The organism is Micromonospora coxensis, assembly GCF_900090295.1.
Classification (GTDB): domain Bacteria; phylum Actinomycetota; class Actinomycetes; order Mycobacteriales; family Micromonosporaceae; genus Micromonospora; species Micromonospora coxensis.
Genome location: NZ_LT607753.1, coordinates 4,451,961 through 4,476,468 on the forward strand (window position 1 = coordinate 4,451,961; position 24,508 = coordinate 4,476,468).

Consider the following 24,508-nt stretch of genomic DNA (forward strand, 5'->3'; position numbering starts at 1 on the left):
GAGGGCCCACCGGGTCCAGGGGTCAGAAGCAACCCGAGTCGAGGGTGCTGCCGAACTCGACGTAGCGCGCGTTGACGTGGGCGGACGTCGTGTTGCCCCCGGACAGCGCGTAGTTGGTGCCGACCCAGGTCCGTTGGCACTTCGCGTTGGTGCGCACGGTGAAGTAGTCGCCGTACCGGCCGTCGGTGCGGTTGTGCGTGCCCGAGGCGGTCAGGATCACCGATCCGAAGGCGATCGGGTCGGCCGGGGTGTCGTCGACGCCCACGTAGCCCTGTGCCGCCGCGCCACCCCCACCGGCGGCGCCACCCGCCGCGATGGAGATCCCCAGGTCACCGAAGACGTTGCCGCTCACCACCGGGTACCCGAAGCAGAGCGAGGCGTTCCAGATGTGCGGCTGCTCGACCAGGGTCAGGTCGGAGGTGCGGAACGAGGCCGCCCGGACGTGCCCCTGGGTGATGCCGCCGGTCGGCGCGGAGTGCCAGTACCAGGTGACCCGGGAGCCGTGCAGCGCGCCGCGCATCCGGAAGCCGGCCGCGGTCCAGGACGTGGCGCGTTCGATGAAGTCGAAGTTGCCGGTGCCACCCCGGCAGTCGGGATTGCTGAAGTTGGACGCGCTGATGGTGCGTACCGTCTGCGGCACCGACGTGCTCGACTCCGCCCAGCTGAAGATGCGGAACGAGGTGTTGCTCTCGATCGCGCCGAAGTACATGGTGGTCGAGTTCTGCGCGCCCTCGACGGGGGTGAACACCCGCTGACCGACCGACCCGACGTGGGTCAGGGTGTTGGTCGTGGCCGTGGTGCAGGCGGACATCTGCGCCAGGTTGAACCGCCTGATCTGCGAACCGATCCAGGAACCGGCCCGCTGGTTCTGGGTGGTCAGATAGAGGGCGTTGGCGCTGACCCCGATGTGCGGATAATCCGGCAGTACGTCGTCGGCGGCGCCGCCCGGGTCGATGTAATAGGTGCACAATGGTGCGCTGGCCGGATTGTCCCGGACGAAGATTCGTACTCCGCCATTGTTCAGAGCGGCGTTCGTGTAGAGCAGGATGCTGAAGATGCGGTCGGTGTTGTGCGCCCGTACCACGTCCTGGTCGCAGCACGCGTTGGGCGCGTCCGCCGGACCGGCCGGCAGGCCGACCCCGGTCCAGGTGCTGCCGTCGTTGGTGGAGTACGACGCGTAGGTGTTGCCGGTGTAGAAGACCGACGAGCCGTCGTTGGCCGCCGCCGTCTCGCCCAACGTGCTGCTCACCGCCGAGGCGCGCGTGTTGGCGTTGTTGCGCCGGATCAGCAGCGACTGGGCGCTGATCTCCGCCGCCTCGGTCTGCGCCACCGGCTTCGCCCGCTCCGCCGCGTCGACCTGGGCGCCGGCCGGCGCGGGCTGCGCCGCGGCGATCCGTTCCCGCTGCTCGCGGTGGCGGCGGTCGAGATCCGCCATCTGCTCGCGGCTGGCCGTCGACTGCCTCAGCGCGCCCTCCGGCCGCACGGTCGTCGGCACCGTCCGCGTGGCCGGCCCGGCGGGCGCCGCCGCGGTCGCGGTCGTCGCGGCGGCGCCGCTGGCCGGTGTCAGCGGCGCCAGCGCCGCCACGGTGGCGAGCGCCACCGCCGCCACTGTCGATCTCCTTGGCATCTGTTCTCCCGACGTCAGATGCCGGCGGGGACCTGTTGTCCCACTGCTCGGCAGAATGCACTCTGCCATTTGATCGATATTCGGCATTCCCTCAGTCGGTAGGCGGACAGTACGCCATTCGCCAGTGTGAACGGAATTCTGAAACAGGTGCGGGACTTGTTTCGCAAATGCGATTCCTGTCGGCGGATGTTGCGACAGCCGTGCAATTTCCAGGACGGCGGCGGGTCCGCTATCCGGTGGCGGGTGACGCCCCGGCGATCCGGTCGGCGTACCGGTGCGCCTCGGCGTCGTCGGTGTACCGGGTACGCGGCCAGAAGAAGCCGCGCAGGCCGTCGCCCTTCGTCCTCGGCACCACGTGGGTGTGCAGGTGCGCCACCGACTGCGACACCCGGTTGTTCATCGCCACGAAGGTGCCGCCGGCCCCCAGGCCGGTCTCCACCGCCACCGCGAGCCGCTGCACCAGACGGAAGTAACCGGGCAGCGCGTCCGCCGGCAGCTCGTCCAGGGTGACCAGGTGGGCGCGGGGGACCACCAGCACGTGCCCCTTGAACACCGGCCGGGTGTCCAGGAAGGCGACCCCGTCCGGCTCGTCGACCACCCGGAACGCGGGCACCTCGCCCGCGACGATCCCGCAGAACACGCACCCGCTCATCCGGCCCAGGCTAGTACGACCGGCGCGTCCTTGCCGCGCCAGATCGTCATGGCTCGTCGAGGTAGCTCTCCCACTCGTCGTCCGAGGGGAGTCCGGCGGGCCCGTGGTCACCGGTCGCGAGGCGCCGCCGGATGTCGGCCTCCCACCGGACTGCCCAGTCGATCAGCCGGCGGATGTCCTCGTCACCGAGCCCGTAGGACATGAAGGTCTGGTCGTCGAGTTCCTCGATCCCGCCCAACCGGTCGGCCAGTTCCGCCAGGGAGAACCCCTGCGTGTGCCGTGCGCCCAGGGTCTCCAGATCCGCGAAGCTCAGCTGGCCGTTGGCGGCGCGGATGTCGATGTAGTCGCGGTGCGCGGCCCGGTCGTGCAGCGCCCGGACCTTCAACCCCACGGCGTCCTCGAAGGCGAGAACCGGCCCGACGCTCAGCGTCGCCGGCGGCCCGATGGCCTCTTTGAGTACGTCCACCTCGCAGGCGACGGTGCGGGTCGACACGAGCAGGCGGGCCATTCGGGCACCGGCTTCGACGACCCGGCAGTCAAAGCCCTCGGACGAGTACGCCTGAGCCAGGCGCTCGGCCACGATCGGCAGGGGCACTGCCGTCGCGGTGGCGAAGTCGATGTCCCGTGACGGCCGGCTGATCAGGTTGTGCGCCGACAGTGCGTACCCGCCGGCCAGCACCAACCCGAGGTCGTCCCCGGCGGTGAAGCCGACCTGGAGCAGCCGGCGGTGCAGCTCGTCCAACGATCAGGCCCTGAGTTCGGGCAGCCGGCGCTCCCACAGGGCGATCACCCGCCGGGCGGTCAGCCGCCGGATCCGAGGCCAGTCCCGGCGCAGCAGCGTGGCGTTGACGTAGCGGACGATGTCGTCGAGTTGGCCGCAGTCCATCAGCGTCCGGTAGAGCGTCAACCGCTGACGGGGATCGGTGACGTCGAATTCGGTGAGGCCGGACCAGGCCAGCCGCACCGGCAGGCTGACCCGACCCTGGCTCGGACCGGCGAGCAGCGACAGCGAACCCGGGATGCGTTCGGCGACGCCGATCAGGCGGGACGGCAGCGGGGCGGGCGAGGTCACCGGGCCAGTATGACCCAGCGGGACGACGGAACCGCCGATGTGACCCGCGGCCGGGTTCCACACGCTGGGACGAGGGGGAGGACTAACGTCTCCGTCATGAACCACGGCTTCGAGACGCTCGCCATCCACGCCGGCCAGGACCCCGAGGCCCGTACCGGCGCGGTGATCCCACCGATCTACCAGACCAGCACCTACGCCCAGGACGCCGTCGGCGCGCCCCGGCAGGGCTACGAATACAGCCGCTCCGGCAACCCCACCCGCGACGCGCTCCAGGAGTGCCTCGCCGCGCTGGAGGGCGGCCCCGTCGGGCTCGCCTTCGCCAGCGGCCTGGCCGCCGAGGACACCCTGCTGCGTACGGTCTGCAAGCCGGGTGACCACGTGGTGATCCCGGACGACGCGTACGGCGGCACGTACCGGCTCTTCGCCCGGGTGGCCGAGCGCTGGGGGCTGGCGTACACCCCGGCCAAGGTCTCCGACCCGGACGCCGTGCGGGCCGCGATCCGGCCCGGCAGCACGAGGATCGTCTGGGTGGAGACGCCGACGAACCCGCTGCTCGGCATCGCCGACATCGCCACCCTGGCCGCCGTGGCGCACGACGCCGGGGCGCTGCTGGTGGTCGACAACACCTTCGCCTCGCCGTACCTGCAGCAGCCGATCGCGCACGGCGCGGACGTGGTGGTCCACTCCACCACCAAGTACGTCGGCGGGCACTCCGACGTGGTCGGTGGCGCGCTGATCGCCGCCGACACCGGCCTCGGCGACGAGCTGCGCTACCACCAGAACGCGATGGGCGCGATCAACGGCCCGTTCGACGCCTGGCTCACCCTGCGCGGCATCAAGACCCTCGGGGTACGGATGGACCGGCACTGCGACAACGCCGAGCGGATCGCCGCGTACCTGGAGGGGCACGCGAAGGTCGGTCAGGTCATCTACCCTGGTCTGCCCTCGCACCCCGGCCACGAGGTCGCCGCCAAGCAGATGCGCCGCTTCGGCGGCATGATCTCCTTCCGGGCGGCCGGCGGCGAGGAGCACGCCGTTCAGATCTGCAACCGGGCCGAGCTCTTCGTCCTCGCCGAGTCCCTCGGCGGCGTGGAGTCGCTGATCGAGCACCCGGGCCGGATGACACACGCAAGTGCTGCCGGCTCGCCGCTTGAAGTTCCCGGCGATCTCGTGCGACTGTCTGTCGGCATCGAGACGGTCGACGACCTGCTCGCCGATCTGGAGCAGGCGCTGGGCTGACCGCTGGCTGGGGAGGGTGGCCGTGCAGGACATCATGCCGACCTGGGTGGGGGCGACCGCCAAGCAGATCGCCCGGGGCGTACGCCGGGGCGACGTCTCCGCCACCCAGGTCGTCGCCGACCACCTGGAGCACATCGCCCGGGCCGACGCCGACCTCGCCGCGTTCCGCGCGGTGCGCGGCGGGGAGGCGATCACCGAGGCGGAGAAGGTCGACGAGCAGGAGGACCTGGCCAACCTGCCGCTGGCCGGGGTGCCCGTCGCGGTCAAGGAGAACACCGCCGTCGCCGGCCTGCCCACCTGGAACGGGTCGGCGGCGGTGCGTACGCCGGTGGCGGAGGCCGACCACGAGGTGGTCCGCAGGCTGCGCGGCGCGGGCGCGGTGATCCTCGGGGTGACCCGGATGCCGGAGCTCGGCCTCTGGGGCCTCACCGACGACGAGACGGCGATCACCCGCAACCCGTGGGACACCCGGCGCACCCCCGGCGGCTCCTCCGGGGGCGCGGCCGCCGCGGTGGCCGCCGGGCTGGTGCCGATCGCGCACGGCAACGACGGTCTCGGTTCGATCCGCATCCCGGCGGCCTGCTGCGGACTGGTCGGGCTCAAGCCGGGCCGGGGCGTCGTCCCCTGCCAGCTCGGCGCGGAGGACTGGTTCGGCCTGACCGAGCACGGCATGCTCACCACCACGGTCGCCGACGCGGCGGTCGGCTTCCAGGTGCTCGCCGGCCGTCCCCAGGAGAAGCTGGTCCCGCCGTCGCGGCTGCGGGTCGGCGTCTCGCTCCGCTCCCCGGTGCGCGGTGTCGCGCCGGACGCGTCCAACCGGGACGCGGTGGCCGCCGCCGGCCGGCTGCTCGCCGCCGCCGGCCACGACACCGTCCCCGCCGACCCGGTCTATCCGACCGCGCTCGGCCTGCAGGGCATCGCCACCTGGTTCGCCGCGGCCGCCGCCGACGTGCGCGCCGCCGGTGTCGCCCCGCGCCACCTGCAGCGCCGCAGCCGCCGGCACGTCGCGCTCGGCGAGTGGGCGCAGCGGCGGGGGTACGTGCGGGAGGCCGACCGGGCCGCCTGGCGGGACCGCTCGATCGGGTTCTTCACCGACCACTCGGTCGACCTGCTGCTCACCCCGGCGCTGGCCGGTCCGCCGCCGGAGGCCACCGCCTGGTCCAGCCGCTCCTGGCTGGCGAACATGAAGGCCAACATCCGGTACGCTCCGTACGCGGCCCCGTGGAACATCGCCGGCCTGCCGTCGATCGTGGTGCCGGTCGGCCGCCGTCCGGACGGCCTGCCGGTCGCCGCGCAGCTCATCGGTCCGCCCGGCTCGGAGCTGCTGCTGCTCGGCGTGGCGGGGCAGTTCGAGATGCAGGCGCCGTGGACCCGACACGCCCCCGGCTACCCGCGCGTCGGAACGGGGTCGCCGGCCACCGCATGATCGTCTAGCGTGTGCGCGCACCCCCGCCGCACTCCCAGGACGGTCATCGATGCACTGCCAGACCTGTGGGGACACCACGTCCCCGACCTTCGACGAGTGCCGGAACTGCCACACCCCGCTCGGCCGGCCGGCCGTGACGCCCGGGCTCCCGACGTACGCGGTGCGCGGCATCGGGACGGCCGTGCAGATCGCGGTCGGCGCGACCGCTCTGCTCTTCCTGCTGGTGTCGCTCTTCCCGGTCGTCGGCCTGATGATGGCCGACCGGGCCGCCGCCGACCGGGACGGCGACCTGCTGCTCGGCGCCGCGGTGGTCGAGCTGGCGTTCTCGCTCCCCTTCGTCCTGGCCATCCTGACCGCCGCCGTGCTGGTCATCATCTGGACCTGGCGGGCGCGCAAGAACATCGAGGCCTTCCCGGGGGCGCTGCCCTCGCTCGGCGCGGGCTGGGCCATCGCCGGCTGGCTGGTGCCGTTCGCCAACCTGGTGGTGCCCGCCCGGGTGGTGGCCAACATCGCCCGGGACAGCCTGTGGCAGCGGCGCACCCCGGCGCTGGTCGGCGTCTGGTGGACCGCCTGGCTGGTGTTCAGCCTCGGCGAGCGGTTCGTCGACAAGCGCGACGAGCGCGAGTACGCCCGGCTGCCGGAGAACCCGGTCGACGCGGCGGACTTCCAGGCCTACGTCGCGTACTACGAACGGGTCCTCGGCTGGCACCTCGTGCCGGCGGTGGCCTGCCTGGTCGCGGCGGCCAGCCTCATCGTGCTGGTCCGGCGGATCTCCGCCGCGCAGCAGGCCCGCATCGCCCGCGCCACGCCCGCGTGGCCGGTCACCCCGGGCATGACGGTGACCCCGGGCGGGCCCGTCCCGTCCTACCCGCAGCCGGCGCCGATCCCGCCGACCCCGGTGTCACCGCAGGTCCCACCGGCGGCGGGTGGCACGATCGGGGCATGACGGAACTGGTCGGTCTCGCCGACGTACGGGCCGCGCGGGACCTGCTCGCCGGCGTCACCCGCACCACGCCGCTGGAGCCCTCCCGGCCGCTGAGCGCCGCGCTCGGCGGACCGGTCTGGCTCAAGTGCGAGAACGTGCAGCGCGCCGGGTCGTACAAGGTGCGCGGGGCGTACGTGCGGATCTCCCGGCTGTCGGCGGAGGAACGGTCCCGGGGCGTGGTGGCCGCGAGCGCCGGCAACCACGCCCAGGGGGTGGCGCTCGCCGCCGGCCTGGTCGGCACCCACGCCACGGTCTTCATGCCGGTCAACGCGCCGCTGCCCAAGGTGGCCGCCACCAAGGGGTACGGCGCGCAGATCGAACTGGTCGGCAACACGGTCGACGAGTCGCTGGTGGCGGCGCAGACCTTCGCCGAGCGCACCGGGGCGGTGCTGATCCACCCCTTCGACCACCGGGACGTGATCGCCGGCCAGGGCACGGTGGCGCTGGAGATCCTCGAACAGTGCCCGGACGTCAGGACGATCGTCACCGGCGTCGGCGGCGGTGGGCTGATCTCCGGGATGGCGGTGGCGGCCAAGGCGCTGCGCCCCGACGTACGGGTCATCGGGGTGCAGGCGGCCAGCGCCGCCGCCTTCCCGCCCTCGCTCGCCGCCGGCGAGCCGGTACGCCTGCCGGCCTTCTCCACCATCGCCGACGGCATCGCGGTCGGCCGGCCCGGGGAACTCACCTTCACCCACGTCCGCAAGCTCGTCGACGAGATCGTCACGGTCGCCGAGGAGGACATCTCCCGGGCGCTGCTGATGCTGCTGGAGCGGGGCAAGCAGGTGGTGGAGCCGGCCGGCGCGGTCGGCGTGGCCGCGCTGCTGGCCGGGGCGGTCGAGGTGGAGACCCCGGTCGTCGCGGTGCTCTCCGGCGGCAACATCGACCCGCTGCTGATGCTGCGGGTGATCGAGCACGGCCTGGCCGCCGCCGGGCGCTACCTGCGGGTGACGGTGCGCTGCTCGGACCGTCCCGGCCAGCTCGCCTCGCTGCTCGCCGAGATCGCCGAGCACCGGGCGAACGTGGTGGACGTGGAGCACCAGCGGGCCAATCCGCACCTGCGCCTCGGCGAGGTGGAGGTGGCGCTGTCGGTGGAGACCCGGGGCGTGGCGCACTCGGACACGCTGATCAGCGCGTTGCGGGCCAGCGGCTACCAGGTGGTCTTCGCGGGCGAGGCGTGACACCGGACGGTGCCACGCCTCGCCGTACGCGGGAAGGTCCCGCCGGGTCGCGGACCCGGCGGGGCCGGACTCAGCCGGCGAAGGGCTCGAAGCTGACGATCGTCACCTTGATGTCGGCGCCGCTCGGCGCCGTGTAGGTGCAGGCCTGGCCGGCGCGGCCACCCAGGATCGCCTTGCCGAGCGCCGACTCCGGGCTGTAGACGGTCAGCTCGGTGGTGGAGGCGATCTCGCGCGACCCGAGCAGGAACGTCTCGGTGTCGTCGGTGTCGTCGTCGAAGTAGATCGTCACCACCATGCCGGGCGACACCGCGTCGGCGGTCGGCGCCTCGCCGACCTGGGCGGTGCGCAGCAGCTCCTTCAGGTAGAGGATGCGACCCTCGGCCTTGCCCTGCTCCTCGCGGGCGGCGTGGTAGCCGCCGTTCTCCCGCAGGTCGCCTTCCTCACGCCGGGCGTTGATCTCGGCGGCGATGACCGGCCGGTTGGCGATCAGCTCGTCGAGCTCGGCCTGGAGGCGGTCGTACGCGTCCTGGGACAGCCAGGTGGCGGGCGCCTCTTTGCCGTTGGTGGACACAGGGCGTTCTCCTCGGTTGTGCGGACTGGCTGACAGGTGAGTTACCAAGTTACCAGCGCGGCACACCCCGGGGTGTCGTCGATCACCAGGGGGCACCGCACGCGAATCGGACGTTCCCGCCGTCCGTGCCGGGTGGTGGGCTCAGCCGGCGGGCCGGCAGCGGACCACCTCGCCGATGAAGGGGCGCGCGGTGGTGGCGACCCGGTGCCGTACGGTGAGGTGCCGCTCGCCGGGCGCGGCGTCGACGGGCACCTCCTCCCGGCCCACCTCGGCGCCGTCGTGCGAGCGGGCCCGCAGCAGGCACACCGCCGTACCGCCGGCGGGCACGGTGACCCGGAAGTCGACCCGTACGCCGGTGTCGGTGACGTCGGTGTAGGTGATCACCTCGGCGTCGTAGTCCGGATCGCCGTAGCGGGCGTACTGCTGCACGGCGACCAGGCTCAGCCCGGCGACCACGACGGCCACCAGGAGCCAGACCAGCAGGGGGCGGCGGCGGCCGGGCTCGCGCCGACGGCCGTACCGACCGGGCGGGAACACCGGCGCGCCCGATGGAATTGTGGCGTGCGTCTCGGTCACCGGCGGGTATCTCCTGGCGTCGTTGTCGGTGGCATCGGCAAGAATGGGAGGGTTCCATTCTCCCAGCCCGTCCTGTGGTCAAGGATGACAGGTCGGTGCCGGCAGGGTCCGGTGCGGGGGAGGATTCCGGCAGGTCAGCCGGGGGCCCGGTCGGGTCGCCGGCGGACACAGACGAGGAGCGCCCGAGTTGGCAGAGCAGCTGCGTCTCATGGCCGTGCACGCGCACCCGGACGACGAGTCCAGCAAGGGCGCCGCCACCACCGCCAAATACGTCGCCGAAGGCGTGGATGTCCTGGTCGTGACGTGCACCGGTGGTGAGCGCGGCAGCGTGCTCAACCCGAAGATGGACCGGCCCGACGTCTGGGCCAACATCGCCGAGATCCGCCGCGCCGAGATGGACGCGGCCCGCGCCGTGCTCGGCGTGGAACAGGCGTGGCTGGGCTTCGTCGACTCGGGGCTGCCCGAGGGCGACCCGCTGCCGCCGCTGCCCGAGGGCTGCTTCGCGCTGCAGGACGTCGAGGTCGCCGCCGGCCCGCTGGTGCGGCTGATGCGTGAGTTCCGTCCGCACGTCGTCACCACGTACGACGAGGAGGGCGGTTACCCGCACCCGGACCACATCATGACCCACAAGATCAGCGTCGCGGCCTTCGACGCGGCCGGTGACCCGGAGCGCTACCCGGAGCTGGGCGAGCCGTGGCAGCCGCTCAAGCTCTACTACGACATCGGGTTCTCCAAGGGCAAGATCATGGCCCTGCACGAGGGGATGCTCGAAGCCGGCCTCGAGTCGCCGTACGAGGAGTGGATCACCCGCTGGGAGGGCCGTCCGGACAAGGGCCCCCGGATCACCACCCGGGTCGAGTGCGCCGACTACTTCCCCGTCCGCGACGACGCGCTGCGCGCCCACGCCACCCAGATCGACCCGGACGGCTTCTGGTTCCACGTGCCGATGGAGTTGCAGAAGCGCGCCTGGCCGACGGAGGACTTCGAACTCGTCCGCTCGCTGGTCGACAGCCCGCTGCCCGAGTCCGACCTCTTCGCCGGGGTGCGCGAGACGGTCCATGCCCGCTGACCGGGCGTCGGGCTACGCTGAAACCCCACCGCACATCGGAGAACCACCATGCTGACCGCTGCCCAGGTGCTCGCGGCGAACAACTTCGGTGACACCCGCACGGGTGGTCTGGCCGGGCCCATGGGCCTGCTCCTCATCCTGCTGCTGTCCGCCGCCACCATCTTCCTGATCCGCAACATGAACTCCCGGCTGCGCCGGCTGCCCGACCGCTTCCCCGACCAGCGCGGGTCGGCCGACGCGGGCCGGTCCGACGCCTCCGCCGCCGATCCGACCGGCGAGACGGGGCCGCAGGAATCACGTACGAATGCTCCCAACGGCCACCAGCAGCACCGGAACGGCTGATCGGGTCGTGATTCACGTCGATCCGGGTCGTCGCCCCCTGTTGCGGCCACCCGGATTGGCTTAGCCTTCCGCCGGGGGGATCGAAAGTCCCTGAGCCGTGCGCGGGAGGGGGGCGCCATGACCGTGGCAGCAGCGTCCGTCCCGTGCGCCTCCCGGACGACGGCGGACGGAGCGGGCCGGTGAGCTCCGGCAGGGCCGGCGATCCCGTCGACCGGGCCGACTCCCACGGCACCCCGCCACGAGTCCTCCTGCTGATCGCCGCCGTCACGCTCACCGCACTGGCGGCGATCGTGATCGGCCTGACCGTCCCGGTCACGCTCCCGCCGGACGACCCCCTGCCCGCGCCGGCGCGGTTCGGCCTCGCCGTCGCCGCGTTCGCGGTCGCCCAGCTGGCCCGGCTGCGGTTCCGCACCGCGACCGGCATGATCAGCATCACCTGGGGCGAGGCCGCCCTGATCGTCTGCCTCTACTTCGTGCCGCCCGGGTGGCTGCCCGCCGCGGCGCTGCTCGGCGTCGGGCTCGCCTGGGGCGGGATGTCCCTGGCCGTCGACCGCCGGCCCCCGGTCGAGGTGCTGCGGATCGCCGCCTCGCTGACCGCCGCCACCGCGCTGGCCGTCACGGTCGCCACCGCGCTCGGCGCGCCGCTGCTGGCCGCCCCCACTCCGGGGCTCGCCGCCGCGCTGATCGCCGGCTCGGTCACCTACCTGCTCGCCACCGCCTGTCTCGGCGGGGCCACCCTGGCCCTGCGGCACGGCGTTCCCGTCGGCCCGCCGATCCTCGTCGCGCTCCGCGGCAAGTCGCTGATGTTCGTCGGCAACGTGGCGGTCGGCCTGGCCGTGGTGGCGCTGCTGGAGATCGACGCCCGCTGGCTGCTGCTGCTCCCGCCGCCGCTCTGGCTGCTCCAGCAGACCTACCGGCACCGGCTGCGCGCCGATCGGGAGCGCCGGGACTGGCGGGCGTTCGCCGAGGCCACCGCCGCGCTCAACCAGCTCGACGAGCGCGGGGTGGCCACCGCCGCGGTGACCGGCGCGCTGCACCTGTTCGGGGCCGAACTGGTCGACGTCGACGTGGCCCGGGGCGACGGCCGCTGGCGGCGCTACCGGGGCGACGCCGCGGGCCAGGTCCGCGACCGGGAGGTGGGCCCGCCCGGCCCGTCCACCGCCGGCGAGCACGAGCTGACCCGCCCGCTCACCGTCGGCGACGTCGAGGTCGGCCAGCTGCGGGTCCGGTTCCCCGCGTCGGGGCCGCCGAGCGCCCGCGAGCGCGACGCGGTGGCCGCCTTCTCCGACGCCCTCGCCGCCGCGCTGCACGACGCGGCCACCCACCGGGAGCTGCGGCTGGTCAGCGCCCGGTCGTCGTACGAGGCGGTGCACGACGCGCTGACCGGGCTGGTCAACCGGGCGGCCATGCTCAGCAAGGGCGACCAGTCGCTGCGACAGCTCGCCCACGACCGTCCCGTCGCCCTCCTGCTGCTGGACATCAACCAGTTCAAGGAGGTCAACGACACCCTGGGGCACGCGGCCGGCGACCAGCTGCTGCGGCTGACCGCCAACCGGCTGGGCGCGCTCGCCCGCCCCGGTGACCTGCTGGGCCGCCTCGGCGGGGACGAGTTCGCCCTGCTGCTGACGTCGGTGCCGGTGGTCGGCGACCGGGCGGCCCCGATGGCGTACGCGCTGCGCCAGGCCCGGGAGATCGCCGAGCGGCTGGCCGCACCGACCGAGGTGGCCGGGGTGCGGATGTCCGTCGAGGTCTCGGTCGGGGTGGTGGTGGCCGGCGCGGGCACCGCCGACCTGACCGAGCTGCTGCGCCGGGCCGACATCGCGATGTACCAGGCCAAGGAGGGCGGCGGCAGCGTCGCCGCGTACGACAGCTCCCGCGACGCCGCGAGCACCGACCAGCTCGCGCTGCTGGCCGAGCTGCGGGAGGCGTTGCAGACCGACGACCAGCTGGTGCTGGCCCTGCAACCGGCGGTCGACCTGGCCACCGGCGCGCCGACCGGGGTGGAGGCGCTGATCCGCTGGCGGCACCCCCGGCGCGGCTGGCTCGGCCCGGTGGACTTCATCCGCCCGGTGGAGAACAGCGAGCAGCTCGGCACCTTCACCCGGTACGTGCTGGACAAGGCGCTCGCGGTGGCGGCCGACTGGACCCGGCAGGGGCTGGACGTGCCGATCTCGGTGAACCTGTCGGCGCGCAGCCTGCTCGACCCGCGACTGCCGGCCGAGATCGCCGACGCGCTGCGCCGGCACCAGGTGCCGCCGCACCGGCTGGTCCTGGAGATCACCGAGACGGTGGTGATGAGCGAGCTGGAGGTGATCGACGAAGTGCTGGCGACCCTGCGGGCCATGGGCGTGCAGCTCGCCGTCGACGACTTCGGCACCGGCTTCTCGTCGCTGACCTTCCTGACCCGGATCGCCGTCGACGAGTTGAAGGTCGACCGCTCCTTCGTGATCCGGATGGTCGACTCGCCGGAGGCCGCCGCGATCGTCCGGACCACCGTCGGGCTCGCCCACGAGCTGGGCCTGCGGGTGGTCGCGGAGGGTGTGGAGACCGCCGAGCAGCGGCTGGCCCTGGCCGAGCTGGGCTGCACCGCCGCCCAGGGCTACCACTTCTTCAAGCCGATGCCGGCCGACAAGATCGGCGCGGTGCTGGGGACGCTGCGCGACTCCGCCGAGTCGAACGTCTTCCCGCTGCGCGCCGACGGCGCTTCCTGACCGTCCGCGCGGCCGGGCGACCCGGGACCGTGCTCACGGGATGCGGCGTGTCGCGGTGTCCCTTCTCGGGGACACCGCGACACGCCGCGAACCGCCGACGGGTCAGCCCCGGGGCAGGACCGTGCCGACGACGGCGGGCATGGTGGCCCAGTCCGCGGAGGCGATGCTGGCGTGGGCGGCGGCGAGCTGGGCGACCCGGGCCCGGGCGGCCTCGACGTCACCCGCCGGCACGGCCGGGGCGACGTTCTGCGCGTCGGTCATCACCAGCAGGTAGTGGTTGGCGCCGTACCAGGAGGTGTCGATCCCGCCGGTGACGTACGCGCCCGCGTCGCCGTCGAAGAGGACGAACCAGGGGCGCAGGCCGGTGTCGGCGTACCGGGTGCGGGGGTCGCCGGCCTGGGCCCGGTGCACGGCGGGGAACGCCTGCGCCCGCTCCAACGTGCCGGCCGCGGCGAGCGTGCGCAGGTGCTGGGCATACTCGACGTCGGTCCAGAGGGTGTCGGTCGGGTTGCCCTCCTCGACCGTGCCCGGGATCAACTCGACGATCACCTTGCCGGCGAGCTGCTGCCGGCTCGGCCAGGCGTCGGCCCGGGCGGCGGCGTCGAGCGTCGGGTACCCGCCCTTCAGGTCGGCCGGACGGAAGACCCGGCTGCCGAGCCGGGCGGCGAGCAACGCGTCGAGCTGGGCCGGTCCCTGCCCGGTACGGGAGCTGAAGCCGGTCTTCAGTTCCAGCTTGAGCTGGATCGGGCCGGCGTCGGGGTGGGCGCCGAGCCAGAGCCGGATGTCGTCCAGGCAGTGCTCCAGGTTCTTGTTGCGGGTGCCGGTGTAGAGCTGGGCGGCGCTGGTGGCGGCGACGCAGTTGTTGTCGTTGCCGAACGGGTTGGAGTGGCTGACCCGCCACTGCCGGGTGAACACGTCCGGCCAGACGTCCAGCTCGATCAGGCCGGGCCGGGCGTCGAGCGCCTGCGCCAGGTAGGTGTACGTGCCCTTCTCGTACGCGTTGTGGGTGCCGACGGCGGTGGTCCCGGAGACGCGGGTCTGCGGGTCCACGGCGGCGGAGGCGGGTTGTCCGGTGAGCACCGCCGCGAGCACCGCGGTCGAGGTGAGGGCGGTCAGGGTACGGATTCCGCGCATGCGTGCCTCCTCGCGAGGCCGGCGACCACCGCCGGCATGCACAGATATAAATAGATGAACGTGAACGGGGGAAGGCCCCCGGATGCCATCGGTCCGACCGCCGGACGCGTCGCGGGGTGGATATGGTCGTCGGGTGAACCGACTCGCGGACGCCACCTCGCCGTACCTGCTCCAGCACAAGGACAACCCGGTCGACTGGTGGCCCTGGTGCGCCGAGGCGTTCGAGGAGGCGAAGCGGCGGGACGTCCCGGTGCTGATCTCCGTCGGCTACGCGGCCTGCCACTGGTGCCACGTGATGGCGCACGAGTCGTTCGAGGACGAGAACGTCGGCGCGCTGGTCAACGACGACTTCGTGGCGATCAAGGTGGACCGTGAGGAGCGGCCGGACGTCGACGCCGTCTACATGACCGCCACCCAGGCGATGACCGGGCAGGGCGGCTGGCCGATGACGGTCTTTGCCACGCCCGACGGCACCCCGTTCTTCTGCGGCACCTACTTCCCGAAGCCGAACTTCGTCCGGCTGCTCCAGTCGGTCGACACCGCCTGGCGCGACCAGCGCGAGGCGGTGCTCCAGCAGGGTGCCGCCGTGGTCCAGGCGATCGGCGGGGCCCAGGCCGTGGGCGGCCCCACCGCCCCGCTCACCGCCGAACTGCTCGACGCCGCCGCCGACCAGCTCGCCCGCGAGTACGACGAGACGAACGGCGGCTTCGGCGGCGCACCGAAGTTCCCGCCGCACATGAACCTGCTGTTCCTGCTGCGGCACCACCGGCGTACCGGATCGGCGCGCAGCCTGGAGATCGCCCGGCACACCGGCGAGGCGATGGCCCGAGGCGGCATCCACGACCAGCTCGCCGGCGGCTTCGCGCGCTACTCGGTGGACGGGCACTGGACCGTGCCGCACTTCGAGAAGATGCTCTACGACAACGCCCTGCTGCTGCGCTTCTACACCGACCTGTGGCGGCTCACCGGCGACCGGACGGCCCGCCGGGTCGCCCGGGACACCGCCCGCTTCCTCGCCGACGAGCTGCACCGGCCGGGGGAGGGGTTCGCCTCGGCGCTGGACGCCGACACCGAGGGCGTCGAGGGTCTCACCTACGCCTGGACGCCGGCCCAACTCGTCGAGGCGCTCGGCGACGAGGACGGCCGCTGGGCCGCCGACCTGTTCGAGGTCACGGCGGACGGCACCTTCGAACACGGCATGAGCGTCCTGCGGCTGGCCCGCGACGTCGACGACGCCGACCCGGAGATCCGGGCCCGCTGGCAGGACGTCGTCGGCCGGCTGCTGGCCGCCCGGGACACCCGCCCACAGCCGGCCCGCGACGACAAGGTGGTGGCCGCCTGGAACGGCCTGGCGATCACTGCCATCGCCGAGTTCCTCCGGGTCGCCGCCGGGTACGCCTCCCGCGAGGACGAGGACGCGAACCTGATGGAGGGCGTCACCATCGTCGCCGACGGGGCGATGCGGGACGCCGCCGAACACCTGGCCACCGTGCACATCGTGGACGGGCGGCTGCGTCGCGCGTCGCGCGACAAGGTGGTCGGCGAGCCGGCGGGCGTGCTGGAGGACTACGGCTGCGTCGCCGAGGCATTCTGCGCCATGCACCAGCTCACCGGCGAGGGGCGCTGGCTGGAGCTGGCCGGCGCCCTGCTCGACACCGCCCTGGCCCGCTTCGCCGCCCCCGACGGCGGCTTCTACGACACCGCCGACGACGCCGAGCGGCTGGTCACCCGCCCGGCCGACCCGACCGACAACGCCACCCCGTCCGGCCGCTCGGCGATCGTGGCGGCGCTGGTGGCGTACTCCGCGTTGAGCGGGGAGAGCCGGTACCGGGAGGCGGCCGAGAAGGCGCTCGCCACCGTCGCGCCGATCGTCGGGCGGCACGCCCGGTTCACCGGCTACGCGGCGACCGTGGGGGAGGCGCTGCTCTCCGGGCCGTACGAGATCGCGGTGGTCACCGACGACCCGGAGGGGGACCCGCTGGTCGCCGCCGCGGTGCGGCACGCCCCGCCCGGCGCGGTGGTGGTGGCCGGTCGCCCCGACCAGCCCGGGGCGCCGCTGCTCGCGGACCGGCCGCTGGTCGACGGCCAGCCCACCGCGTACGTCTGCCGGGGTTTCGTCTGCCAGCGGCCGGTGACCTCGGTCGACGACCTGGTCGCCCAGCTCGCCTGACCGGCGTCACCCGGCTGGCGTCGGCGTCGGTCGTGGTCAGGGCCGGAGCGGCTCGCGTGACCGGCGTCACCCTCAGCGCGTCGGCGCCGGTCGCCCGGTCACGGCCAGAGCAGCTCGCGGTCCCAGCCGTCCGGGGTCCGGCGGTAGCGGAGCCGGACGTGCCGGCGCTCCCGGTCGGCCTGCCAGAACTCGACGGTCTCGGGGCGGACCCGGTAGACGGTGTGGGACTCGGCGACGAGGTCCGGGTCGGCCCCGATCAGGGCGCGGCTGCGGGCGAAGGCGATGTCGAGGGCGGCCCGGTCGGCGAGCGGCTCGCTCTGCCGGCCGGTGAGGGTGGCGACCCGGGAACCGAACGGGCGGGCCAGGAAGTCCTGCCGGGAAGCCGCCGGGTCGGCCGGCCGGGCGAATCCGCGTACCCGTACCTGCTGGCCCAGCTCCCGCCAGTGGAAGGTCAGCGCGACGCGGGGGTTGCCGGCGAGCTGCCGGCCCTTGGCGCTGGTGGCGCTGGTGGCGAAGGCCCAGCCGTCGTCGTCGAGGTCCTTGAGGATCAGCACCCGGGCGTCGGGGAAGCCGTCGGCGTCCACCGTCGAGACGGTCATCGCGTGCGGCTCGTCCACCCCGGCGGTGACCGCGGTGGCGAACCAGGCGGCGAAGAGGGGCACCGGGGCGTCCGGCACGTCGGTGGGGTCGAAGGAGGGCATCTCGTGCGCCAGCACCGGGAGCCCGCGCAGCATGTCACGGGTCGTCATGCGGTGATCATGTCAATCTCCGGCCGTCGGGGTGGCCCCACGGCCGGCCGCGCCGTGCGTGCCCCGGGTGGGCTCCAGGCTCTCCCGCTTCATCGTCGGCGGATGCCGACTGCCGTGCCGGCCGGCTGCGGCCGGTGACGCCGACGGTCCGCTCGGGCGGTGACGCCCCTCCGCTCCGGCGGGGTCGGCGGTCCCGATAGGCTGGCGGCGCTATGGATTCCCGTACCGGTCTGCCTGTCGTCGGCATGGTGGGCGGGGGCCAGCTGGCCCGGATGACCCACCAGGCCGCGATCGCCCTCGGCCAGTCGCTGCGCGTGCTGGCGCTCGCCCCTGACGACGGCGCCGCCCTGGTCGCCGCCGACGTCCAGTACGGCGACCACACCGACCTCGCCGCGCTGCGCACCTTCGCCAAGGGCTGCGACGTGGTCACCTTCGACCACGAGCACGTCCCCACCGAGCACATCCGCACCCTGGCCGACGAGGGGGTGAAGCTCTTCCCGCCGGCGGACGCCCTGCTGCACGCCCAGGACAAGCGGGTCATGCGGGAGCGCCTCACCGCCCTGGGCGCGCCGAACCCGGCCTGGCGTCCGGTCACCACGCCGGCCGAACTGGTCGCCTTCGGTGAGGAGCGGGGCTGGCCGGTGGTGCTCAAGGCGGCCCGGGGCGGGTACGACGGCCGGGGCGTCTGGATGGTCGCCGACGCCGGTCAGGCCGCCGAGCTGGCCGCCACCCTGCTCGCCGGGGGCACCTCGCTGCTGGTCGAGGAGCGGGTGGTGCTGCGCCGGGAACTGGCCGTGCAGGTGGCCCGCTCGCCGTTCGGGCAGGTCGCCGCGTACCCGGTGGTGGAGACCGTGCAACGGGACGGGATCTGCGTGGAGGTGCTCGCCCCCGCCCCCGACCTGCCGGAGGAGGTGGCCGTCGCCGCCCAGCAGCTCGCCATCGACCTGGCCACCGCGCTCGGCGTGGTCGGCATGCTGGCGGTCGAGCTGTTCGAGACGCCCACCGGGCTGGTGGTGAACGAGCTGGCCATGCGCCCGCACAACTCCGGGCACTGGACCATCGAGGGGGCCCGCACCTCGCAGTTCGAGCAGCACCTGCGGGCCGTGCTCGATTACCCGATGGGGGACACCTCGCTCACCGCGCCGGTCGTCGTGATGGCGAACGTGCTCGGCGGCGAGCCGGGCGGGATCTCCATCGACGAGCGGCTGCACCACCTCTTCGCCGCCGAGCCGGGCGCCAAGGTGCACCTGTACGGCAAGCAGGTGCGACCCGGCCGCAAGATCGGGCACGTCACCGTGCTCGGCGACGACCTGGACGACGTACGGGCCCGGGCCGCGCGAGCCGCCCGCTGGCTGCGCGAGGGACACGAGTGAGCCCGTCTGCGGCGGCCCACCCGGTCGGAACGAGGGGAGACCGAGCGTGAGCACCGTCGGACTGATCATGGGCAGCGACTCGGACTGGCCGACCATGAAGGCCGCCGCCGAGGCGCTGGACGAGTTCGGCGTGCCGTACGAGGTCGGCGTCGTCTCCGCCCACCGCACCCCGGTCAAGATGATCGAGTACGGCCGGTCCGCCGCCGACCGGGGTCTGAAGGTGATCATCGCGGGGGCGGGTGGGGCCGCCCACCTGCCCGGCATGGTCGCCTCGGTCACCCCGCTGCCGGTGATCGGCGTGCCGGTGCCGCTCAAGCACCTGGACGGAATGGACTCGCTGCTCTCCATCGTGCAGATGCCGGCCGGCATCCCGGTGGCCACGGTCTCCATCGGCAACGCCCGTAACGCCGGCCTGCTCGCCGTGCGGATCCTGGCCGCGAGCGACCCGGCGCTGCTCAAGCGGGTGGCCGACTTCCAGGCCGCCCTGGAGGAGATGGTGGCGGAAAAGGACGCCGCCCTGCGCGCCTCCCTCGACTGAGCCGCCTCCCGCTGCCGGCTGCCCCGCCCAGGCCCCAAGCTCGCTGCGCCGGCACCACCGCTCCCACCCGGCCCGCTCGGCGCAACACGGCAGTCACACCGCAGCCCCTCGAATTCATCGCATGCCGCGCAGCGCCGTCTGCAGGCGCTCCTGGGCCCGGCGACGGCGCTCGTTGCTCGCGCCGAGCACCAGCAGCACCAGCCCGACCGGGATCAGCACCAGCCACGGGCCGAGGCTGAACAGGGCGTGCACCGCCGCGATCGCGGTCACCGTGGCCCCCACGATCACCGGCGCCTGCTGCTGGCTCATCGACCCGAAGATCAGCACGGCCACCGCGCCGAGCAGCAGGAGCACCTGCCGCAGCATGCTGGACTCGGTGGCCAGCACGATCGCCAGGGTCGGCACGAACGCGGCGACCAACGCCGGCCCGTACGCGACCCAACTCGACAGGTCCGGCCGGTGCCGCAGTTCGAGGACCCCCACCAGCAGCGCCAGCGCCGCGAACGGCAGCGTGTACGCCTCGGGCAGCGCCACGTCGGCGACCTGCATCAGGATCCACCAGGCGGTGATCTCGCAGGCCACCACCGACCAGAACAGGATGCGCCGTTCCACCGGGCGTCGGCCCGGCCGGGTCGCCGCCACCCCGAGCACGGCGCCCCAGGCGGCGAGCAGGGCGGCGATGTGCCGGGGCGAGTCGAAGGCCAGCGCCAGGGCGATCAGCGCGGCGGCGTACCCGCTCCACTCCACCGTGGCCGCCTCACGCTGCGCCTCGGGGCGGCGCAGCCGGGGCAGGGTGGCCGCGAAGACCTGCAACGCCGCACCGACGGCCAGCACCCCGAACGCCGACCAGACCGCGGCGAACCCGGCCACCAGGCCGGCGGTGAGCACGAAGAGCTGCGCCATCAGCGAGGCGAAGAGCCAGCCCAGGATCCGTGCCCGCTGGGTGCTGCCGAAGAGCGCCGCCACCGTGCCGACGCCGACCGCCCCGCCCAGGGTGAACAGGGTCAGCCCCCGGGCGCCGAGGCTGCCGGCCAGCCCGGCGCCACCGGCGGCCAGACCGATCACGAAGACCAGCACCCGGGCGACCCGCAGCGACCGGGCCCGCTCGGCCAGCGACGGCGGCGGGGTCAGCGCGAGGCCGAGCATCGAGATGGTGAAGACCGCGAGCGCGGCAAGCGTGCTCTCCGGCCAGGCGTGACCCAGGGCGGTCGGCGTGATCAGCAGGGTCACCGCCAGGCCGGGCAGCACCACCGGTACGGCCCGCGAGCGCCGCCCGCCGCTGAGGCCGGTGGCGGCCAGCGCCGCCGTCGCGGTGAGCAGCAGCGCGGTGAGCACGTGTGTGCCGTCGACCGCCTCCGGCGGCGGGGTGAGCAGCTCCGGTGGTGGGCCCTGCCAGATCCGGGAGAGCATCCGGTGCGGCTCCACCAGCGCGACGTAGAGCAGCGGGGCCAGCGAGGCCAACGCCAGCAGGGTCGGCAGGGCCGCCGCGGCCAGGGCGCCGGCGGCGGGGCTGACCCGCCAGCGGCGGCGCGTGCCGTCGTCCGGCAGTCGGCGCAGGGCGCCGTCCAGCAGCACCGCCCAGCGGCGTACCGGCTGGGCCGAGCCGACGGGCGGGACGGTGGCCGCCCGGACCAGCTCGGCGAGCACCCCGAGCAGCGCGGCAGCGGCGGCGTACACCCCGGAGGGCAGGCCGGCGAAGATGGCCGCCAGCGCGCTGATCGTCGCGCCGCCGACGATCGCCGCGCTCGCGTACGGCAGGTACTGCGGCACCTGGCGGCGGACCGCCGCCACCGCCGCCAACCCGACGCTGGAGGCGGCCAACGCGGCGGTCAGCACCACCTGGGCGGGGTGGCCGAACTCCGCTGCCAGAGCGGCGACCGCCCCCGGCAGCGCGAGCAGCGCCGCTCCGGCCGCCGCCCCGCCGATCTGCACCAGGTGCGGCGGCATCCCCTCGGTCTCGACGTCCTCCACCAGCGACGGCGCGAGCGTACGGGCCAGACCGGCGACGACCAGGCCGATGAGCGCGACGCCGCCCAGCGCCAGCGCGGTGGTCCACGGGCGGACCAGACCGGCCCCGGCCGCGTGCAGCGCGACGGCACCGGCCACGACGGCCCGGGACAGCGCCCCGCGCGGATCGACGGTGGCCGCCGAGGCCGTCCCGAAGACGGTGGCCACCGCCAGGCCCACCAGCACCGGCGACCACCACGGCAGGTCGAACGCGGCGGGCGCGCCGATGGTGGCGAGCGCCGCGGCGGCGCCGGCCACGTCGTACTTCCAGGGTGGGGGCAGGAGGATCGCGGCGGCGGTGCCGAGCAGCGCCAGCGCGACCGGGGCCTGCCAGGTGGAGCCGCCGGTCGGGGCGGCCGGCCAGCCGGTCAGGTCACCGGCCCAGATCGGACCCGGGGTGGCCAGCACCCCCCAGCCGCCGCGCAGCGCCGACCAGCCCGCGATCAGACCGATCAGCACGCCGCCGATGGCGATGCCGGCCACCGGGCCGCGCCGCCACTCCTCCGGCATCGCGCGGGCGGCGACGGCGACCACCAGCACCAGCGCGGCGGCGACCACGAGCTGCCCGCCGGGGGAGATCACCGCGGCGATCCGGGCCAGCGTGGCGATCAGCGCCGCAGTGACCGCGGCGGCGGCCAGGTCGGAGCTGTCCAGGGTGGCGTCCGAGCGGCGGGACGCGTCGATCCTCGGCGCGAAGAGCAGCAGCAGGGTCGCGACCAGCAGCAGCCCGCCCACCCAGGCGTCGGCGGCGGTCCGGCCCGGCGCGAAGAAGGCCGCCCCGACCACGGCCAGCGCGCCGAGCCCGGTGCCGATCGCGTGCGGCAGCGGGACGTGCCGCTGGGAGACCTGAACCATCGCCGCGTACCCGAGGGTCACGCAGACGGCGAGGAAGCTCGCCGCGAGGATCGGGACGGTCAGCTCGCGCAGCACCGCCGGGGTGGGCGCGGGGCCGGCCGGCTCGGTGGCCGCGACGAAGGCGGCCACCGCCCCGGGCAGCGCGAACGCCGCCCCACCGGCCGCCCAGCCGGAGAGCGTGTCGGCGACCGCCGGGGTGATCCGCACCCGGGGCGCGAGCGCGACCAGCACCCCGGCCAGCATGAGCACGGTCAGCGCCGCCGCGGTCAGCGCGGGCCGGCTCAGCGCGGCGCCGGCCCCGATGATCCCGACCACGGTCGCGGTGACGGCGTGCGCCAGGGCCGCCCGCTCGGTGCCGGCGGAGAGGCCGAGCAGGCCGATGGCCACGGCGGCGAGCACCATCGGCCAGGGCGCCGCCGCCCAGCCCAGACCGAGCGAGGCGGGCACGGCGAGCGCGGTCAGCCCCGCGCCGACCACCGCGAACTCCCGACGGATCTCCGGTGGCAGCGCGAGCACCGCCGCCACGGTCAGCAGCAGGGCGCTGGCGGCGAGCTGCCAGGCGGCCGGGCCGACCGCGGCGGCCAGCTCGGCGGGGAACCGGTCCAGGTCGGCCGACCAGGCCGGCAGGGCGGCGCGGACCGGGGCCAGGCCGGCGCGCAGCGCGCCCCCGGCCACCACCACGCCGCTGACCGTCAGCGCCGCCGCCGAGGCGAACTGCGGCCCGCGCCGGGCCGCCTCCGGTACGGCCCGGACGGCCAGTCCGGTGAGCGTGATGACGGCGGCGATCAGCAGCAGCGCGCGGCCGGGGAAGGCGACCGAGGCGATCCGGCCCAGCGCCCCGATCACGGCCAGGGTGAAGATGCCGGCGCCGACGTCGGGCAGCGGTGGCCGGCGCAGCACCAGGGTGCCGGCCAGGGTCACCGCCGCCGCCAGCAGCAGCGCCGCACCGGCCACCACGGCCGCCGGCACGGTGCTCGCCCGCAGCAGCGCGGTGACCCCGTACGCCAGGGCGAGTGCCGCCGCGGCGCCGTGCAGCAGCCAGGTCAGTTGGGGCAGCCACGGCACCGGCCGGGACGCCTCCGGCGGCGCGGTGGCGGCTGCCTCGCCGACCACCTCGCCGGTCTCCTCGGGGGCCGTCTCGGGGCGGGTCTCGCCGGAGGTGCGCTGCCGGGGCGGGACCGGCGTGGTCGGGGCGGCCGGGCCGGCCGGCGGCAGGTCGTCGCGGACCGGGCGTTCCCGCAGCAGCCCGGAACGGGCCAGCCAGAGGTCGAGCACCGCCACCACGGTCAGCACGAGCGCCCACCCGCCCGGACCGGTGACCCGGTCGTACGCCAGCAGTGGCACCACGGGTTGGGCGGCGAGCACGGCGGCGAAGCGGGGCGCGCGCAGCCCGGTGCCCTTGGCGTAGGCGAGGGCGACGCCGGCGGTGACCGCGAAGATGACGCCGGAGAAGACCGCCCCGGAGGCGCCCCCGTTGCCGATCCGGTCCACCGCCCACAGCGCGTACCCGGCGAGCGGCACCAGCAGCAGGCCGACCGTGGCGATGGTCTCGGCGGTCGAGGTCAGCCCCCGCCGGGCCAGCACGGGTGGGGCGAGCAGGAGCAGCACGGTGGCGACGAGCAGGATGCCCAGTCGGGCCAGCGCGTCCATCGAGCTGGTGGCGACGGCGGCGAAGACCACGGCGGCCACGGCGAGCAGCAGCGCGCCGAGCCCGAGCGGGATGTTCTGCACCTCGCGGGAGGACGCCTCCGGCGGGTGCTCCGGGTCGTCCGCGTCCAGCCAGGTGGCGGTGGCGCGCGGCGGCGGGGGCGGCTCGTCGGGGCCGGCGGGCCCGGCGCCCTGGCGGGGCACCCGGGGTGGCGCGCCGGTGGCGGCGGTCGGCGGGCGGCGGCCCGGCTTGCGGCGCAGCACCCGCCGGGGACGGGTGGCCTGCTTGACCCGCTCCTCACCGGCGTGCGCGAGGATGTCCCGCTGGAAGAGGGCGGCCTGCATCTTCGCGGCGATCTGCCGCTGCTCGGCGGCGATGGCGGCGTCGCGCGCCTTCAGTTCCGCGATGGAGCGTTCGATCTCGGCCAGGTGCTCGCGCCAGCGCGGCTGCTCGGCCCCGCAGTGCGGGCAGTGGGCGGCCGGCGTGAACTGCCGCCCGCACGAGGAGCACTGAAAGTTCTCCACCACACCCCTCCACCCGGCCGGACCGCACTGTGGATCCCCACTGTCGCAGCATGCCCTGACCC

19 protein-coding genes are annotated in these 24,508 nt (G+C 74.4%); 10 read left to right on the forward strand and 9 right to left on the reverse strand.

Annotated elements, in window-relative coordinates:
* Positions 1 to 22: 22 nt before the first annotated feature.
* From GA0070614_RS20445 to GA0070614_RS20460, 4 genes are all read right to left on the reverse strand, one after another.
* Positions 23 to 1,627: a hypothetical protein gene (locus GA0070614_RS20445; protein WP_157745052.1), complete on the reverse strand. Its 1,605-nt coding sequence runs from the start codon at positions 1,625 to 1,627 to the stop codon at positions 23 to 25.
* 229 nt (positions 1,628 to 1,856) lie between these two features.
* Positions 1,857 to 2,279 (reverse strand): HIT family protein, encoded by a 423-nt coding sequence (locus GA0070614_RS20450; protein WP_088977477.1) that lies wholly within the window; start codon positions 2,277 to 2,279, stop codon positions 1,857 to 1,859.
* A 46-nt stretch (positions 2,280 to 2,325) separates the two neighbouring features.
* Entirely contained in the window at positions 2,326 to 3,021 is a 696-nt protein-coding gene (locus tag GA0070614_RS20455) for a nucleotidyl transferase AbiEii/AbiGii toxin family protein (protein WP_088977478.1), read from the reverse strand.
* Positions 3,022 to 3,024: 3 nt separating this feature from the next.
* Positions 3,025 to 3,351 carry a hypothetical protein gene (locus GA0070614_RS20460; RefSeq protein WP_088977479.1) on the reverse strand — a complete coding sequence of 109 codons (327 nt, stop codon included), beginning with the start codon at positions 3,349 to 3,351 and terminating at the stop codon, positions 3,025 to 3,027.
* A gap of 96 nt (positions 3,352 to 3,447) precedes the next feature.
* Here GA0070614_RS20460 and GA0070614_RS20465 point away from each other — a divergent pair, with 96 nt between their 5' ends.
* The 4 genes from GA0070614_RS20465 to ilvA are packed head-to-tail and all read left to right on the forward strand — an operon-like array spanning position 3,448 to position 8,179.
* On the forward strand, positions 3,448 to 4,590 hold the full coding sequence (locus tag GA0070614_RS20465) for a cystathionine gamma-synthase (RefSeq protein ID WP_088977480.1): 1,143 nt from the start codon (positions 3,448 to 3,450) through the stop codon (positions 4,588 to 4,590).
* A gap of 16 nt (positions 4,591 to 4,606) precedes the next feature.
* A complete protein-coding gene (locus GA0070614_RS20470; protein WP_088977481.1) occupies positions 4,607 to 6,016 on the forward strand; it encodes an amidase in 1,410 nt (469 codons plus the stop codon).
* Between the two features lie 49 nt (positions 6,017 to 6,065).
* Positions 6,066 to 6,962: a DUF4328 domain-containing protein gene (locus tag GA0070614_RS20475; RefSeq protein ID WP_088977482.1), complete on the forward strand. Its 897-nt coding sequence runs from the start codon at positions 6,066 to 6,068 to the stop codon at positions 6,960 to 6,962.
* Complete coding sequence (ilvA, locus tag GA0070614_RS20480; RefSeq protein WP_088977483.1) at positions 6,959 to 8,179, forward strand: threonine ammonia-lyase; 1,221 nt, start codon at positions 6,959 to 6,961, stop codon at positions 8,177 to 8,179. The genes GA0070614_RS20475 and ilvA overlap by 4 nt, the downstream gene beginning before the upstream one ends.
* Before the next feature lie 70 nt (positions 8,180 to 8,249).
* Here ilvA and greA read toward each other — a convergent pair whose 3' ends face one another.
* Both greA and GA0070614_RS20490 read right to left on the reverse strand, forming a co-directional pair.
* Entirely contained in the window at positions 8,250 to 8,750 is a 501-nt protein-coding gene (gene greA / locus GA0070614_RS20485) for a transcription elongation factor GreA (protein WP_088977484.1), read from the reverse strand.
* 141 nt (positions 8,751 to 8,891) lie between these two features.
* The gene (locus GA0070614_RS20490; RefSeq protein WP_088977485.1) at positions 8,892 to 9,326 is read right to left on the reverse strand and encodes a DUF4307 domain-containing protein; all 435 of its coding nucleotides are present in this window, start codon (positions 9,324 to 9,326) and stop codon (positions 8,892 to 8,894) included.
* Positions 9,327 to 9,513: 187 nt separating this feature from the next.
* On the opposite strand from GA0070614_RS20490, the gene mca reads away from it, so the two are divergent.
* From mca to GA0070614_RS20505, 3 genes are all read left to right on the forward strand, one after another.
* The gene (gene mca / locus GA0070614_RS20495; protein ID WP_088977486.1) at positions 9,514 to 10,395 is read left to right on the forward strand and encodes a mycothiol conjugate amidase Mca; all 882 of its coding nucleotides are present in this window, start codon (positions 9,514 to 9,516) and stop codon (positions 10,393 to 10,395) included.
* Positions 10,396 to 10,443: 48 nt separating this feature from the next.
* A complete protein-coding gene (locus GA0070614_RS20500) occupies positions 10,444 to 10,737 on the forward strand; it encodes a hypothetical protein (protein WP_088977487.1) in 294 nt (97 codons plus the stop codon).
* Positions 10,738 to 10,985: 248 nt separating this feature from the next.
* Positions 10,986 to 13,448, forward strand: a complete 2,463-nt coding sequence (locus GA0070614_RS20505) for a putative bifunctional diguanylate cyclase/phosphodiesterase (protein WP_408630779.1) — start codon at positions 10,986 to 10,988, stop codon at positions 13,446 to 13,448.
* Positions 13,449 to 13,550: 102 nt separating this feature from the next.
* Here the strand turns inward: GA0070614_RS20505 and GA0070614_RS20510 are convergent, their stop codons facing one another.
* Positions 13,551 to 14,582: a phosphatidylinositol-specific phospholipase C domain-containing protein gene (locus tag GA0070614_RS20510; protein WP_088977488.1), complete on the reverse strand. Its 1,032-nt coding sequence runs from the start codon at positions 14,580 to 14,582 to the stop codon at positions 13,551 to 13,553.
* A gap of 133 nt (positions 14,583 to 14,715) precedes the next feature.
* On the opposite strand from GA0070614_RS20510, the gene GA0070614_RS20515 reads away from it, so the two are divergent.
* Positions 14,716 to 16,752 (forward strand): thioredoxin domain-containing protein, encoded by a 2,037-nt coding sequence (locus GA0070614_RS20515; RefSeq protein ID WP_088977489.1) that lies wholly within the window; start codon positions 14,716 to 14,718, stop codon positions 16,750 to 16,752.
* 98 nt (positions 16,753 to 16,850) lie between these two features.
* Here the strand turns inward: GA0070614_RS20515 and GA0070614_RS20520 are convergent, their stop codons facing one another.
* The gene (locus GA0070614_RS20520) at positions 16,851 to 17,501 is read right to left on the reverse strand and encodes a pyridoxine/pyridoxamine 5'-phosphate oxidase (protein ID WP_088977490.1); all 651 of its coding nucleotides are present in this window, start codon (positions 17,499 to 17,501) and stop codon (positions 16,851 to 16,853) included.
* Between the two features lie 212 nt (positions 17,502 to 17,713).
* Here GA0070614_RS20520 and GA0070614_RS20525 point away from each other — a divergent pair, with 212 nt between their 5' ends.
* A complete protein-coding gene (locus GA0070614_RS20525) occupies positions 17,714 to 18,874 on the forward strand; it encodes a 5-(carboxyamino)imidazole ribonucleotide synthase (RefSeq protein ID WP_088977491.1) in 1,161 nt (386 codons plus the stop codon).
* A 46-nt stretch (positions 18,875 to 18,920) separates the two neighbouring features.
* Entirely contained in the window at positions 18,921 to 19,412 is a 492-nt protein-coding gene (purE, locus tag GA0070614_RS20530; RefSeq protein ID WP_088977492.1) for a 5-(carboxyamino)imidazole ribonucleotide mutase, read from the forward strand.
* A 114-nt stretch (positions 19,413 to 19,526) separates the two neighbouring features.
* Here purE and GA0070614_RS20535 read toward each other — a convergent pair whose 3' ends face one another.
* Positions 19,527 to 24,446: a zinc ribbon domain-containing protein gene (locus GA0070614_RS20535; RefSeq protein ID WP_088979549.1), complete on the reverse strand. Its 4,920-nt coding sequence runs from the start codon at positions 24,444 to 24,446 to the stop codon at positions 19,527 to 19,529.
* Positions 24,447 to 24,508 lie beyond the last annotated feature (62 nt).

What these genes read in the sequence shown, in the direction of transcription:
- GA0070614_RS20445 (WP_157745052.1), bottom strand. Translation starts at nt 1,627, where the DNA reads ATGCCAAGGAGATCGACAGTGGCGGCGGTGGCGCTCGCCACCGTGGCG.
- GA0070614_RS20450 (WP_088977477.1), bottom strand. Translation starts at nt 2,279, where the DNA reads ATGAGCGGGTGCGTGTTCTGCGGGATCGTCGCGGGCGAGGTGCCCGCG.
- GA0070614_RS20465 (WP_088977480.1), top strand. Translation starts at nt 3,448, where the DNA reads ATGAACCACGGCTTCGAGACGCTCGCCATCCACGCCGGCCAGGACCCC.
- GA0070614_RS20475 (WP_088977482.1), top strand. Translation starts at nt 6,066, where the DNA reads ATGCACTGCCAGACCTGTGGGGACACCACGTCCCCGACCTTCGACGAG.
- ilvA (WP_088977483.1), top strand. Translation starts at nt 6,959, where the DNA reads ATGACGGAACTGGTCGGTCTCGCCGACGTACGGGCCGCGCGGGACCTG.
- GA0070614_RS20500 (WP_088977487.1), top strand. Translation starts at nt 10,444, where the DNA reads ATGCTGACCGCTGCCCAGGTGCTCGCGGCGAACAACTTCGGTGACACC.
- GA0070614_RS20510 (WP_088977488.1), bottom strand. Translation starts at nt 14,582, where the DNA reads ATGCGCGGAATCCGTACCCTGACCGCCCTCACCTCGACCGCGGTGCTC.
- GA0070614_RS20520 (WP_088977490.1), bottom strand. Translation starts at nt 17,501, where the DNA reads ATGACGACCCGTGACATGCTGCGCGGGCTCCCGGTGCTGGCGCACGAG.
- GA0070614_RS20525 (WP_088977491.1), top strand. Translation starts at nt 17,714, where the DNA reads ATGGATTCCCGTACCGGTCTGCCTGTCGTCGGCATGGTGGGCGGGGGC.